This window comes from Shewanella sp. BJSY2023SW005, from assembly GCF_047314585.1.
In the GTDB taxonomy this organism is placed as follows: domain Bacteria; phylum Pseudomonadota; class Gammaproteobacteria; order Enterobacterales; family Shewanellaceae; genus Shewanella; species Shewanella algae.
In genome coordinates this window covers 300158-312964 of record NZ_JBKORJ010000020.1, presented here as the reverse complement: position 1 = coordinate 312964, position 12807 = coordinate 300158, and the positions used below count along the sequence as shown (strand labels likewise).

The window sequence follows — 12807 nt, the reverse complement described above, 5'->3', positions numbered from 1 at the left end:
ATGAGCGATATCAGTTGGAACAGATTGAAGAAAGTGCTTCAACAAGACCGCGAAAATGCAATTCGGACCCTGCTGCAGATAGGGATCACCGAAGCTCAAGCCAATATATGCAGAGGACAAGTTAACCAAATCGACAAGATCCTCAAAGAATACCCGCAACGACTGGAACTAAATGAAGACTGAGCCCGGCAATTAAGCCGGGCTTTTTGTTTGCCAATTTACACATCGACCCGCTCTTGCAGCGGGTTTTTTATTGACTGCATGAGGCACTCACTATGGACCCAAAGCAAGAGCAGGAAAAACTCGCTCAACAACAACAGAGCGAAATCCAGGATCAACAGGACAACCGTTCTGATGAAGAACTGGATGCTGTCAGCTTCTTTAACGAAATCTCAGCCGAGGACTCGAAAGACTCCACAGGTGAAGAAGGTAGTAAAGGGCTGGATCAGGAGGGTGGAAAAACCGACAAGCAGGCAAAGTCAGACGCACAAGATACTTCAGCGGCCACAGACCAAGGCCAGGTTGCAGCCGATGAAGAAGATCCATGGGCCTCTGTACCAGAGCATGTGCGTAGTCAGTTTTCTCAACTCCAAAACGACCACAGAGCCAATGCCGGCCGTGTGTCTGCACTCACCCGAAAAGCCAATGAGCTGGAGGCTGAGAATCGCAGGCTCAAGGAGTCGCAGCAAAGTGGTCAGGCGAAAGACAAGGGTGGCGAAGAACAAGCGCCTTCAGCGGAACAACTCTCTGGCATGTCAATGGCCGAGATAGAGCAGGAGTTCCCGGAAATTGCAGCCCTTATCAACGCCAAGCTTGAACAGGCAGTAAAGCCGCTTACCGAACAGCTCACGCCTTTGCAGGAACACAGGCAGCGACTGGAGCAACGTGATCACGAAGACTTTATTCAGTCTCAGTATCAGCAGTTGGCCCAAGCGCATCCTGACTACCAGCAAGCATCGGCGGATCCGCGGTTTGGTCAATGGTTATCGATGCAGTCGCCAGGCGTTCAACAGATGGCGAATAGCGATCTGGCCAGTGACAACATCACCTTACTCAACCAGTTCAAGGCTGATACCGGGTTTGGCAAGGCAACGCCTGAGGCACAGCCACAACAACCAAACGGTAAAGGCAAAAACAGTCTTTCGGATTTTGCAGAGCTTGACCGCAAGGGCGCCAGCCGCGCGTCAGCAGAACCGGACGACGTTGATCCCGTCGCTTTTTTCAACCAAATTACATCTGAATAAGGAGACACGCCATGTCTAATAACTATGGTGATCTCGGCACGCGCGCAGGTGTCTACGCCGAGAAAAAACTGCTGGAGCATGCTGAGCCAATTCTGGTGCTCAACAAGCTCGGCGATCACAAGCCGATGCCTAAGAACAGTTCCAATACTGTTAAGTGGCGCCGACCAATTCCGCTGCAACCAGCGACAACCCCACTTACTGAAGGTGTTCGTCCTGCCGGCACTAACTTCCGCTACGAAGACGTAACGGCCCAACTTCAGCAGTTCGGTGACTGGATGCCACTGACTGACGTAGTTGAAGATCTGCACGAAAACGAAGTCGGTAAAGATATGGCCATGATGGCCGGCGAGCAGGCTGGTGAAACCGTGGAAATGGTTTGCTACGGCAAGCTGATTGCCGGTACCAACGTGATCTACGCCAACGGTGCAGCACGGAACGCTGTGAACGCCCCCCTGGGATTGTCACATGTGCGCCTGGCGTCTCGTTCGCTTATGGCGCAACGTGCCAAGCGCCTGACTTCAATTCTGGGTCCAAGCGTGAATATCTCGACCAAGCCGATTGAAGCAGCATTTGTGGCTATTTGCCATACGGATATCGTTGGCTCAATCCGCAAGATCCCTGGCTTTACTCCGGTAGCCGAATACGGCAGCCGGCAGCCACTCTGCCAAGAAGAGATCGGCAGTGTTGAAGACATTCGCTTCATCTGCTCACCGCTGTTTAACCCATGGGCTGATGCCGGTGGTGCGGCTGGCGGTACAGCGCTGTCTACTGGTGGCACCAATGCCGATGTTTATCCGGTTCTGGTCATGGGCCAGCGCGCGTTTGGTCACATCGCACTGAAGGGCTCCAAGGAGTCGGGCGGTGCGATTAAGCCGATGGTGCGTAACCCAGGTACACCGCAACACGGTGACGAAATGGGGCAAAACGGTAGTGTGGCGTGGAAGACATACTACACCGCCAAAATCCTCAACGATGCCTGGATGATCCGTATCGAGGTCGCCGGTGAGGTTAATCCGGCATAAGTAAGGCCAAAGACTAAAAGGGCTCCTTTGTGGGGCCCTTTTCTATTTCCATAGCGGAGAGCGTGAAGATGAATGTCAACAAGAAAACCAGCACCGACAACCTCATTAAATTTGCTGCTGAACACCTCGGGCAAGACCTGAGCCACCTCAAAGATGACCGGCCAAAACTTATCGAAGAACTCGAGCAGTTGAAGCCAGGCTTATTTAACGGTGGCAATACCAACCAGAGCAAGCCAGGCAGCGAAGACAAAAAGCCAAAGGCCGATGCCAAGGCTTCTCATTACACCATCATCGTAGAAGACGATGGCGATGAGACCATGAATTACATCCAAGTTGGTTTTAATGGCCGCATGTATCAGATCGTCAAGGGCGAAGAAGCTAAGGTGCCTTGTGGGATTGTCGACGTACTGAACAATGCTATTGAAATCAACTACAAGCAGAAAGAAGTCAACGGGCAGAAGGTCACCATCGAAACCAAGAAAAAGCGCTGGCCGTTCCAAACTGTCGATACGCATTTCGACATTGAAGATCCGGATAAGCATTTTGGCATCGAAGGTGAGAAGGGGACCCGGTAATGACATATCTGGAGCTGTGCCAAAAGGTCAGGGAAGAGTCCGGAGTGTCCGGTACTGGCCCTGACTCAGTGACCGGGCAGGTCGGCGTCTTGAAAAAGATCTGTACTTGGGTGCAGGAAGCTGATCTTGAGGTCCAGCGAGCTCGGCGCGATTGGCGCTTTCTTTGGTCCAGGAACAGCTCCAGTTTGTCTGCTTCTCAGCAGGAATACACACTTGCAGAACTGAATATGAGTCAGTTCAGCACCTTGCAGCAGGTAAAAGTTTCCGGTCAATGTGTGAAGGTCGTTGATTGGGATGAATGGCTGGATTACTACGATGGCGATATAAGCACTGGGCCCGGCGTCCAAGTAGTAACTGAAAGCCCATCTGGTTCGTTGTTGTTTTTTCCGGTACCTGATTCAGCATTGCCAATACAAGTGGATTACTTCAAGTCTGCGGCTAGGCTCCTGGTGAACGATGATCAAAGCCAAATTCCAGACGACTATCAGGATGTGGTTGTGAAAGCGGCGCTCGTAAAATATGCCAAGTTCGAAGAAGACCAGTTTCTGTATCAGTCGGCATCGGCTGATTATATGGTGGCATTTAAGGAACTGTGCCGAGATCAGCTGCCAAAGGTGAACTTCTGATGTTTACACCTGCGCCAATATCCCTTCGGGGTGGCCTTAACATGGCCGACTCAGATAACGATGCTCCACCAGGCACTTGCCGTGAGTTGGTAAATTTCGAGGTCAATACTGCCGGCAGGTACCAAAGAGTATCTGGCTTTGAGCGCTATGATGGAAAGCCTTCACCTTCTGCGGTGAGGATTGTTGATCTTCCCGGGTTCCCTTTCCCAACTGATGAAGATTCTCTGATTGCCTTCGAAACTGAAATTGAGTTAAGGAGAGAGGCAATAGGCAGTGTGCCGGGAGATGGCCCTATCATTGGCGGGTTTGTTTTTGACGGCATTGTTTACGCGATGCGCAATACTGCCGGTGGCGCTGCTGCCAAGCTGCATAGAGCTACGGCAACCGGATGGCAAGAAGTCACAACTCCTGCACTATCACCTGGCGGGCGGTTGTTTACGCGTCAAACCAACTTCAGCGGCGGCAGTGGCAGCATGGAGATCATTGGCGTAGATGGTAAAAACCCGGCATTTAGATTTGACGGTACCACTTTCACCCAAATCACAGGGCCAATAGCTCCTGACGCACCGATATTGGTTGAAGTGCTGCCAAGCCAGGTATTGCTCATGGCTTACCCAGGCGGGAGCCTGGTCGCGAGTGCGGTTGGTGACCCAACCAAGTGGACCCCTACGGATGGCGGGGTAGAGTTTGCCGTCGGGGATGAAATTACCGAGCTTCAGGTACAGGCTGACAGTACATGCGCAATTGGATGCCGAAATAGAACCTATATGCTCTATGGGACCAGCAAGGCTGACTTCCAACTAAAGAGCTTGTCCACTAAGGTCGGCATGCGCATGGGAACGGCGCAAACGCTGAGTGACACACTGTTTCTGGATGACCGCGGCCTGACAATGTTGGCCAGAGTGCAGCAATTTGGTGACTTCGCCCAGGCGGCGATTAGCCAAGGTGTTAAGCCACTACTGGACCAATACGCCGGCAGGGAAGTATCGAGCTTGGCGGTAAAGTCAAAAAACCAGTATCGGCTACTTTTCGGCGATGGCAGTTGCTTGTTTACCACTTTTTCACCGGATGGGGCGCCACAGTATACCCAGGTCAATTACGGCAAGCCGTTTTCATGCGGGTTTGGCGGTGAGGATCTGGAGGGGAAAGAAGCGGTATTCGCCGGCGGCCAAGACGGGTATGTGTACCAACTTGATCGGGGAACTTCATTCGATGGTGCCGAATACTCGAGTTACCTGTTAACCACATTTATTAACTTCGGCAGCCCTGAGGCCAGGAAGAAGTGGCACAAGCTTGTAATCGAGTGCGACAGCGTGACAGAGGTAGTCATGTCGGCCGCGGCATTCTTTGACTTTATGAGCCCAGATATTCCTGACAGTGAAGTGATTATCGGCTCAGGCAGTAAATGGGATTTGTCAGAGTGGGACAATGCGACTTGGGGCGGCAGCTCTACCAGCTGGGCTGATATGTATATCAGTGGGGTATCGCGGAACATAGCCATTTACCTGGAAACAACGTCAAAGCGGATCCCGCCATTCATCTTATCCAACCTATTTTTGCACAGTAAACCAGTCAGCCGCAGGCGCTAAGGAGCTATATGCCACCGCTTCCATACTGGCAAGACAACAGCCCTTTCATTCAAGGCACTACGATACGTGCCACCCCAATGAATACAAAGCTTGGCGGGATATCTGCGAACCTGCAGCAGATTACCGCGCAGATAAACGGCTTTGCGATAAAGCTGCCAAGTAACTTTGTTGGTGAAACAGAGATCCCCTTGCAGCCATATACAGACAGCCTGCTCTATATCAACAAGCAGGGTGATATGGATTTGTTGCCGGCGACAGCACTTCTATTGCAAGCAGATCATGAAGTGGCCATTGTCAGTAACAGTTCAAACGCGATAGCTGTTTCAGGCTCAAACCACAGCCAGTGGATAAACTGCGAATACCTGGTGCCAGACAACCCTACTGAAGCACAGAGCAAAATACTGGTCACAGTAGGCCGCTCAATTAGAGCTATTGCCGGTGATCCCACTGTGGCACCCGGGTCAATCATCTTCTTCGCTAACAAGAGTGGCGCGGAACTATGGTTTCAAGGCAGCGAAACCGAAGGGGTTACCATCCTTTCCAGCGGCATCCTTAGGGCATACGGTGAAAACTCTGCTGTAGCCCTGATCAGCATAAGCGAAACAGTGTGGTTTTTGGTGGGTGATGTTTACCCGGCTGATGTTGTGGTGCCGTAATGGCTGAACGAATGACTCAGGCCCAGGCACTGCTGGCGGTATTGGCTGGTGGATTAACAAAAAGACGAGTTCGTTTGTACTATCGAGATCAGGTGTTAAAAAGTACTTTATACTCACCGATAGCTGCATATAAAGATTCATTTATTAGCTCTTGTGCATTATCGATATATGCGACGTACATCAACCCTATTAACATTGAAAATAATGACTCGATTAACATATCAGCTTCAATGTTTATTGAAAGGCTTGTCACAAATAAACCTGAGGCAAGTGATTTTATTGCTAATAGCGGTGAGCTGTATGTTACCGCATTTTACACAAAGACTGTTGGTGATGGTCTAATTAATAAGCCTAGTAACGGGGTGCTAGTTGATGAAGTGTCTAGTGGTGCTTCTCTCTCTGTTTCTAGGTATGACGCTATATATCCTGAGCCATTAGATGACATGGTTTATAGCACAGCCTCTTTATTAATTATGGTTGAATGATTATGAATGCACTTGAGATTAAAGCTGAAGTTAAAGGTAAATTTGAGATTTGCGTTACTCGCGCAGATGGTAAGAAGGATAACTACAAATTTGAGAATATGTTGCTTAATAACTTCTTCAAAGAAGCAACAGCGAGTTTATCGTATCTGGCTGTTGGTACTGACTCAGTTGTTAACGCAGAAGACACAACTATAAACTCCTTAGGTCATGAGGTTTTATCTTCACCGGAACATATCGTTGAGTTTGATACGGTCAACTCAAAAACTATCGTGACTCACACTAGAACGTCAGTTTTTGCTGCAGGTGCTATAGTTGGTAATATGTCATGCATTGGATTGGCAAACTCAAGCAATCTTTCTTCAGGAACCAATCTAAAAATCAAGTCTCTTATTAAAGATGTTGATGGACAGCCAACAACAATTACAGCAACACAGTCTGATCAAATAACAGTAAAGCATTATCTTATATATACAATTGATCAGCACCAAGATTTAGGTGTGATTAATGTTGGTGGCACTGATCATCAATTGGACTATTATTCGAGAGGCAATTCTGACTCATATTTTGGTAATGTAATAAGTGGTTTCATCCCCCTGGTGAACAATGTGTCAAACATTAACAATATTCATATCGGAACTGGAAAAGGTAATGAATCACCACCTTACTCTATCCCTGGTAACGTTGAAATTGAAAACAGCATAAAGATTCCTGCTAGTGCTCAAAATATATTTGTCTCTAATGTGTCGCTTATTAGTAGGATGACAGTATCAATAGCAGCCAATGTTAACTTACCAAATAACGCTTCTATAGGGGCAATAGGGGTTGGTTCATCTTTATATGCCAAGTCGTTAATTACCTTAACCCCACCATTGCCTAAGGATAATACTATTGCATATTCCATAACTTTTGACTTGGTTTTGTCTAGAGGTTAACTATGATTCCTGAAACTGGGTGGCTAAATATTGGTGACTCACCAGCATTAGCGCCTTATGCGACTTATGGAGTTAGCAAGCCATCAGTATCACTTGTTGAACCTCATGAACTAGAGATTGGCCCAACTGCGTTAAATACAAGTGAAGGCTCAATCAAAGAAAATTGGTGGTTGTTTAGATACACAGGAGTTAGTGTTGTTGCGTCAAGATTTGACAATATCACTGAAGAGTTTGGTGAAGAAAGTGTGATTTTTTCAGCTCCAGACATTAAGTTACTGTCTGCAACTTTCGACCAGCTCGGAAGGGCTATTGTTTTCTACGAGACAATTCACAATAAGTTATACTTATATTGGTTTGATCCTATCTTAGAACAAAATACCATTACTGAATTTGGTGATGGCAGCTATCCGTTTTCAACGTTTGATATTCGCTGGGATACATCTAATGCCAGAAGCGATAACATGCTGTTTTATATTCGAGAAGGTGGCATTTTCTATCGCCTTCAGCGAGATCGTTACAATATTGAGTATGCAACTCCAGTAACAGAAAATGCAGTATTTATCAAAGAAGCCGATATGAGTATTTACTATCGAATGCAAGTGTCATATCGAGAGCTGCTTCCAGGATACAAGCCACCTACACCACAGCCGCCGACACAGCCTGAGCAGCCTGGAAATTGGAGTTACTTTCTGAATGGCTATCAGAGTGTGATCGACTTCAGGGTAGACATGCTGCAGCTGAACACCGAATTTAGCATCGGTATCCAGCTTGATTCTGTCGAGTTGAACAAGCCTGATATAGCGCTTTGGTCGCATCAAATGGCCCAGGTCGAAGGGTATTCTGGTGGAATGATGGCCGTGAGCTTTACAGGCCAAAGCCATAATGTTGTTCGCGTGCTGTATGGCGGCAGAGTATTTGAGTCTCTGGCACCATTTCAACTGCAACCAGGGCACTGGCTCAGCGAGGTTACGATAGAGCCAACAGGCACATATCTTACGGTCAGCGTGAAACCGAGCGGCCAAAGTGGATACATTTCTCATAGGGTTAAGGTGAGCCCTAATTATGAATCATCAGAATACTCATCGCTCAAAATTGGTGCCATGAGTGGAACGCGCGGCCGCATGATGAATTGCTTGCGTGGTTCCATAAGCGCTGTGACTGTGGTTACACCGACTTACGCGTCAGGCCTAAAGCTGGCTATGGACCATAACAGCTACCCGGAAACAGGTTTGCCTGGCGAGCTGCAACCAATACTCAATACTGATGGTTCTCCAAGTGGAATGGATAACGCCATCATAAGCGACTACCGGCCGCAGAACTGGGCTTTTAACCCTGATTAACCGATTGCAATAGAATGTAGTATCACTAAGATTTACCCATACTGCGGCTTGTTGCAGCTTCCTCCTTTTTAACTCCCCCAGCACAAACCTAAAAATCTGAGGTGCATTAATCATGCAACAAATTAAGCCTATCCAGACCGGGCAGGTGAGCGCTTTGCCTGTGCCTGAATCCAGTCAAAACAAACCCATTTATCCTGTTAGCGGTGGTTCAGCGCCGAAAGCCGGTGGTCTGCTTGGGAATACTCAGCCCCTAAACAAGCCAAACATTGAACCTGTTTCAGGCTCCTACACTGCCAGCAACACTATGCATACTACGGCTGCAGGATCTCCACCAAGACCTACCGATGGGGGGAATCGGCCGGCCAACTACAACGTACCGATTAAGCCTGCACCTCAAACCGAGTTTACGCCCCGGGAATACCAGTCAAACGGCTTTGAAGGCGTCACCAGCGACAAGCAGTATCAATACGACCCAAGAGAAGAATCGCTTGTCCAGAATCAGATTACAGGCCTGCTGGACCCAAACAGCGACATAATGCGAAAAGCCATTGCGAATGCAAATGGGCTCGCAGCATCCAGAGGACTTCAATCTAGCTCAATCGGTTCAGAGCTGGCACTGTCCAGCATGATAGACAAGGCATTGCCGATAGCTCAGCAAGATGCCCAAACCTACAACCAAGCTCAGTCGCAGCAATGGCAAACCCAGGCGCAGCAAGATCAGCTCAACCAGAAAAACCAGCAAGATGCTGCCATGGCCGATAAACAGTATGACGCCAACAACCAGCTCCAGAATAATCAGATGGAATGGCAGACAGGTGAAAACAACGCCAATCGCGAATTCCAGCAACAACTTGAAGACCTGAAGTATCGCCAGCAGCTCGGGACGCTGGACAAGCAGCAGGAGTTGCAGCTCAAGCAAATGGAAACGAGTCACGTTCTGCAGGTTCAAAGGGATTCAATACTTCAGCAATACCAGGTTGAGCTCAATCAACTGCAAAACGACCAGCGTTGGAAAGAGTTAACCGCTCAACTTGGTACGCAGATGGAAATGCAAATGCGCGGCTTCGATCAGCAAACCAAGATGGAGTATGGCAATGCTACTGGCCAGGCTGTGAATGCAGCGCTTCAGGCTATTGGTATGGCCATGACCAATCCGAACATGACACAGGCCCAGCAGCAAGCCGCGGTTAAGAACATCATCGACTCGCTCAAGTCTCAGACAGCAATTATCGGCACCATCTATGGCATTGGCGGCAACAGTGGCCCTGCGCCAGACGTCGGAGTGCCACCGCCAACGACCAGTAACCCGGGTGGAACAGTTGGCGCCGGTACCGGAGGTGGTTCAGGAGGTTCGTTTGGTGGTGGAAGTAGCAGCACTGGTGGGCTTCTAGGGGGATCCGGCGGTGGATGGTCTGAGCCTGTCGGTACACCTGGCTCCAATAACTGGATTCACCAACTCCAGAGGTAACCATGATTAGAACAGCGACTCACGCAGACATGAACGCCATTGTCTCAATCGGCAAAGCAACGCTTGAGAAGTCTCCAACTTACCCTGTCACCCTTGACGACAACAAAGCCAGGTACATGGTGAGACGCTGTATTTCAGACAGGAGTATGGAGATTTTTGTTGCAGTGGTCGACGGCGAGGTTGTCGGTTTCATCATGGGAATGATGGAGGAACACTGGTTCAGCAAAGACTGCTATGCAACAGACTTAACTTTCTGCGTTCTGCCAGAGCATGGAGATCAAGCGGTTTGGTTATTAAGGCGATTTATTCGCTGGGCCAAATCATTCCCAAAAGTCAAAAGCATCCTGCTTGGAGTGAGTAGCGGAATGGATGCCGATGGCCGTATCGGTCAGCTCTATGAGCGCCATGGTTTTACCATAGTCGGTGGTTTCTACAGTCTAATTTTTTCACAGGAGGCAGCATGAGTGCAGTCGGCAAAGCTTTTAAGAAGTTGAGAAAGTTTGCCCATAAAATTACTGGAACACTTGATCCTGTATTCAAATGGGTTCACAAGAAAACAGCCAAGATTCGCAACAAAATTGAATCGAGTCCAATATTCAAAGTGGTGGCCGCGGCCGTCCTTATCTATTTCGGAGGTGCGGCCCTTATTGGGGCCATGAGTGCCGGCGGTACGGCTGCAGGTGGTATCGCTTCTGCCTGGGGCGGTGTGCAAGGTGCAGGATCCGCGCTTATGTCAGGAAACTTGGCCGGGGCAGGTTCTGCCATTGCCGGTGGGTGGACAGGTGCCGCGGGTGGCGCTGCTGCAGCTGCTGGTTCTGCTGCCGCGAGCGCTGCAGCAAATACCGCTGCTTCAACGGCGGCCACTGGTGCCGCAGGTGCTGGAACTGGAGCAGCAACAGCGACAAGTAATATCGGTGCCGGAATTTGGGGCTCTGGAGCAGGAGGCGTCGCTGGAGGGGCTACTGGTGGTGCTGCTACTGGTGTGGCCGGGGGCGTTGCAGGCGGAGCTGCCGGAGGCGCGGCCGGCGGTGCAGGAGCTTTGGCAGCCGGTGAAACTGCCGTTATCAATGCGATGGGCGGAGCCGCTTCCACTGGTGTTACTGGTACTGCCGTGGCTGGAGGTGCAGGGGCGGCCGGTGCAGCAGGGGCTGCTGGTGGCGCGGCAACAGGCAGCGGGTTACTTGGTGGACTATCTGCAGGTGAGGCCATGCTCTGGAGTACAGGTATCAACGCCGGTACACAGTTGATAGGTGGTGCTGTTCAAGGCCGGGCTGCAGAGAAGGAAGCGGAGGAAGCTCGGAAGCGGATGACTTACTGGGGTGTTGATGGTGAAGGCAATGCTGCTGATCTGAATATCGGTGGCTTGCTGAAGAATATTAACCTTTCGCCAATGGCCTCTATACCTCAAGCAGGTACGTATGAGCAGCAACCCTGGCAGCCGCAAACCCTTGATGACTTAACCGACAGGGTGGGATAAGCAATGGACCTCAAACAAATCAAAGAGCCAGAAGGCGAGGATCTTACCAAAGAGGAAGAAGCTCAGCTTTCTGAGGCGATGAAGATCTCCCAGGTCATTATCCACGGAGAAGGTGAAACCGGGGATAAGATTGCGGCCATGGTAAGAGAAGATCAGGACGTTGCCAGAGGGATTGGCAATGCCACTGCGACCGTGTTGATTGCTGTCGGCCGTCAGTTGCAATACAGCGACGACATCAAACTGATTCTTGCGATGGAAATACTGATGGAGCTCACAGCCTTGGCGGTCGACGCCGGAGCCTTGGCTGAGGATGAGGTTAATGACGAGTTCATTGATGCAGCGGCCAGCAACGCTTATTCAGCGTATATAAGCGCTAAGGAAGCAATGGGCGAGCTCGATGTGAACGAGCTCAAGCAATCAGTTGAGGAAGCCACCAAGGAAGGTGAGGCCCTGGGCATCGTGCCGAAACAACAAACTACAGGCCTATTGAACCGTAAGCCTAAAACACCAATGCCGGAGGTCTGATATGTCACTATTGATGGGGATCGGTAAAGGGTTGGAAGGAGCCGGGCAAGCGATAGGTGCTGGCTTGGCTCAGTATGCCCGGATGCTGCAAGCAGAGGACTTTGAGCGGATGCGCCAGGCCAGCATGGAAAAACGATGGGCGATTGAGGATGCCAGGTATGCGCGGAGAGAGGCCAGGGATGAGCAACGCTATAAAGATACGGTTGAACGTCAAGAACGTATGGACGCAAGAGCTGATAGCAGAGAGCTTCGTGCTGAATCCCGCCAGGCCGTGACCATGCTGAGTAAAAGCCTTGACCGGCTCGACAGCATGAAGGCTGACAAGGAAAGGCAGATCCGGGAAATGTTCACTGACCCAATGACGAAGCAGATCACCGACGCAGCAGGGTATCAAGCTGCAATGTCAGCGTTGAATACCAGTTATCTGAGTGACGCAAAGAACATGGTTACCCGGTCAGGTCTTACGGAATCTGAAGCCAACCAGTACGGATTTGGGATGTATCTGGATGGCAGCGAACAACCCGCCTTGTCACAAGCTACAGTATCCCCGCCGACACCTGAGCCGACCCCAGCACCACAGCCTTTCAATGTTTCAGGCTGGGCAAGCAAGGTAAGGGAAAAGAATCAGCCGAGCGTTCTTTTTGGCAATGGCGCTTATGGTGATGATGCCGGCACAATGCTGCAACGATCTGAGCAAATGACGAACCGAGTAAGGGGGCCTTTGAATCAGCATTACTCCAAGACTGAAGCAATGTCATTGCCAGAACAACCAGATTACAGCACCCCATTGATAGGCTCAGGCCTTCTGCAACAACTGAACAAATAAGCAGACCATCATCATTCTGAACCCGGCCTCAGCGCCGGGTTT

Annotated in this window: 16 protein-coding genes; all 16 read left to right on the top strand. The window is 49.9% G+C overall.

Translation table 11 applies throughout. The features are described from left to right. The 16 genes from ACMHXI_RS05695 (at position 1) to ACMHXI_RS05620 (ending at position 12765) form a co-directional block, all read left to right on the top strand. Positions 1–183 carry a hypothetical protein gene (locus ACMHXI_RS05695; protein ID WP_144225507.1) on the top strand — a complete coding sequence of 61 codons (183 nt, stop codon included), beginning with the start codon at positions 1–3 and terminating at the stop codon, positions 181–183. 92 nt (positions 184–275) lie between these two features. Then, entirely contained in the window at positions 276–1244 is a 969-nt protein-coding gene (locus ACMHXI_RS05690) for a hypothetical protein (RefSeq protein WP_413734276.1), read from the top strand. 11 nt (positions 1245–1255) lie between these two features. Further along, entirely contained in the window at positions 1256–2266 is a 1011-nt protein-coding gene (locus tag ACMHXI_RS05685; RefSeq protein ID WP_219031478.1) for a N4-gp56 family major capsid protein, read from the top strand. Positions 2267–2334: 68 nt separating this feature from the next. After that, on the top strand, positions 2335–2841 hold the full coding sequence (locus tag ACMHXI_RS05680) for a hypothetical protein (protein WP_144225510.1): 507 nt from the start codon (positions 2335–2337) through the stop codon (positions 2839–2841). Next, positions 2841–3467 (top strand): hypothetical protein, encoded by a 627-nt coding sequence (locus tag ACMHXI_RS05675; protein WP_413734273.1) that lies wholly within the window; start codon positions 2841–2843, stop codon positions 3465–3467. Before ACMHXI_RS05680 ends, ACMHXI_RS05675 begins: the two co-directional genes overlap by 1 nt. A 41-nt stretch (positions 3468–3508) precedes the next feature. Continuing rightward, entirely contained in the window at positions 3509–5056 is a 1548-nt protein-coding gene (locus tag ACMHXI_RS05670) for a hypothetical protein (protein ID WP_413734271.1), read from the top strand. 8 nt (positions 5057–5064) lie between these two features. Next, positions 5065–5712 (top strand): hypothetical protein, encoded by a 648-nt coding sequence (locus ACMHXI_RS05665; RefSeq protein WP_368880696.1) that lies wholly within the window; start codon positions 5065–5067, stop codon positions 5710–5712. Further along, complete coding sequence (locus tag ACMHXI_RS05660; protein WP_413734269.1) at positions 5712–6197, top strand: hypothetical protein; 486 nt, start codon at positions 5712–5714, stop codon at positions 6195–6197. Before ACMHXI_RS05665 ends, ACMHXI_RS05660 begins: the two co-directional genes overlap by 1 nt. A 2-nt stretch (positions 6198–6199) precedes the next feature. Continuing rightward, on the top strand, positions 6200–7129 hold the full coding sequence (locus ACMHXI_RS05655) for a hypothetical protein (RefSeq protein ID WP_413734267.1): 930 nt from the start codon (positions 6200–6202) through the stop codon (positions 7127–7129). 2 nt (positions 7130–7131) lie between these two features. Next, positions 7132–8469, top strand: a complete 1338-nt coding sequence (locus ACMHXI_RS05650; protein ID WP_413734265.1) for a hypothetical protein — start codon at positions 7132–7134, stop codon at positions 8467–8469. Positions 8470–8581: 112 nt separating this feature from the next. Further along, positions 8582–9937: a hypothetical protein gene (locus tag ACMHXI_RS05645; protein WP_413734263.1), complete on the top strand. Its 1356-nt coding sequence runs from the start codon at positions 8582–8584 to the stop codon at positions 9935–9937. Positions 9938–9939: 2 nt separating this feature from the next. Further along, complete coding sequence (locus ACMHXI_RS05640) at positions 9940–10401, top strand: GNAT family N-acetyltransferase (protein WP_045282811.1); 462 nt, start codon at positions 9940–9942, stop codon at positions 10399–10401. 249 nt (positions 10402–10650) lie between these two features. Then, a complete protein-coding gene (locus ACMHXI_RS05635) occupies positions 10651–11184 on the top strand; it encodes a hypothetical protein (RefSeq protein ID WP_413734261.1) in 534 nt (177 codons plus the stop codon). Next, a complete protein-coding gene (locus ACMHXI_RS05630) occupies positions 11145–11414 on the top strand; it encodes a hypothetical protein (RefSeq protein ID WP_342203246.1) in 270 nt (89 codons plus the stop codon). The genes ACMHXI_RS05635 and ACMHXI_RS05630 overlap by 40 nt, the downstream gene beginning before the upstream one ends. Before the next feature lie 3 nt (positions 11415–11417). Beyond that, positions 11418–11939 (top strand): hypothetical protein, encoded by a 522-nt coding sequence (locus ACMHXI_RS05625; protein ID WP_045282808.1) that lies wholly within the window; start codon positions 11418–11420, stop codon positions 11937–11939. A gap of 1 nt (position 11940) precedes the next feature. Further along, positions 11941–12765, top strand: a complete 825-nt coding sequence (locus ACMHXI_RS05620; RefSeq protein WP_413734259.1) for a hypothetical protein — start codon at positions 11941–11943, stop codon at positions 12763–12765. Positions 12766–12807: the final 42 nt, after the last annotated feature.